At 66.4% G+C, this 1,650-nt stretch carries 2 protein-coding genes; both read right to left on the bottom strand.

Translation table 11 applies throughout. The annotated features are described in order from the left end of the window. Window positions 1–1,124: alkaline phosphatase family protein (locus GCN78_RS28775; protein WP_193316907.1), on the bottom strand; the 1,124-nt coding region annotated here is incomplete at its 3' end. 130 nt (window positions 1,125–1,254) lie between these two features. Further along, window positions 1,255–1,650 (bottom strand): general secretion pathway protein GspB (locus GCN78_RS29945; RefSeq protein WP_264372704.1); only part of this gene is annotated, 396 nt, incomplete at its 5' end.

Genomic DNA, 1,650 nt, shown 5'->3' with positions numbered 1-1,650 from the left:
GGCACGGCGGGCGCCGCGCGCGGCTGCGCCAGGGTCAGCACGGCGCCCAGGCCACTGGCGGCCGCCACGCGCGCGCCCATTTGGGGCAAGGCGCCATCGGCGGCGCGGCAAAAGCGCTGCAGGATGGTCTTAATGATCGACGTGTGGTCGACCACCTCGTGACTGACGCTGGCCGGCGCGATCAGCGGCGACACGAGCAGCATGGGCACGCGCACGCCGTACTGGCGAAACGCGGGGTCGTCGTCGATGGCGGTGGTCGGCGGTACATGGTCGAAAAAGCCGCCGTGTTCGTCATAGCTGAGGATGAACAAGGTGCGCGCCCAGGCGGGACCGCGCGACAGGGCCTGGTAAACCTGCGCCACCAGCGCCTGGCCGGCGCGGATATCGGCCGGCGGGTGGTCGTCATTCTCGAAGAAATGCGGATCGATCCAGCTGACCGAGGGCAAGGCGCCCGCCAGCGCATCGCCGATGAAGCCATAGCGACGGGCGCTGGAGCCGAATGGTTCATATAGCTCGGAGGAACGGTAATGATCGTCGCTGAAAGCCAGGCTCCAGGGTTTCCAGGCGGAATAAAACTTCCAGCTGACCTGGGCCCGTTCGAGGTGGCGCACGAAGGATTTGTTCGCATACAGGGGCACGCGCTTGCTATCCTTGCTGCCGGCCGCCTTGCCGCTGACCGCATACAGGCGGTTGGGCCAGGTGGCGCCCGGCACGGAACTGTAGCAGCGGTCGCAGACGCAGAACTGCTGCGCGAGGAAATCGTACATGGGCAAGTCGGCCGCATTGTAGTAACCCATCACCAGATCGATGTCGGGGTCGCCCGGATGCGTTTGCGCATAATTGTCGACGAAGCCGCCGTTATTATTTTGCAATTGCTGCGCCACCGACGTGCCCGTATGCGACGGGTCTTGCTGCGGGCCGAAGGCCGTGCGCCGCAAATGGTGCACGGGGTAGCGTACGCCCGCATGCAGGTTGGCATGACTGGCCTGCAAGCCGTCGATGTCGGCGCGCCCGCCTTCCAGGCTCAGGTAGCCGAGCATGTGGTCAAACGAGCGGTTTTCCATCATCAGCACGACGATGTGGTCGATGCGCGCCAGCTTACCCAAGCCATGCGCATCAAGCATACCCTCGCCAGCGGTTGCGGCAGCAATCATCGGACCTCCCCGGCCGCGCACATAGGCGCAGCGACCCTGGTTCGACCAGGCCAGGTCAGTATGGTTCAGCTATGGCGGCCCGGCCTTGATGCGCAACAACTCAATAGGGCACGCGGTAGCGGTAGCCCTTGAAACTGAAGATGGCTGCCTTCGGCTGCAACTTTTCCAGCACCAGACCGGGCGCCAGTTCCTCGCCTTCGTGGCGCAAGACCTTGTCGATCAACAGCAGGCGGTCGGCCGGATTCTTCGAATAGATATACCCGCCGATGGCGACCGGGGGAATCTGCCGCTGTATCGGCTCGGGCAGGTCGCGCATGCCGGGCACGCTCTCTTCGGCCGCCGGCGCAGGCGTGGGCAGGGCCGGCGCCGGAGCGGGAGCGGGAGCGGGAGCGGCCTGCCCAGGCGTTTCCTGCTTCGGTTCCGGCACCGGCCTGGCATGGTGCACGGGCGCGGCCGTGGCCGCCGGCGGCACGGGCGCGACGGGCGCTGGCGCTGG

This window comes from Janthinobacterium rivuli (assembly GCF_009208735.1).
In the GTDB taxonomy this organism is placed as follows: domain Bacteria; phylum Pseudomonadota; class Gammaproteobacteria; order Burkholderiales; family Burkholderiaceae_D; genus Janthinobacterium.
The sequence above is the reverse complement of the archived record's forward strand: the minus strand, read 5'-3'. Positions and strand labels throughout refer to the sequence as shown.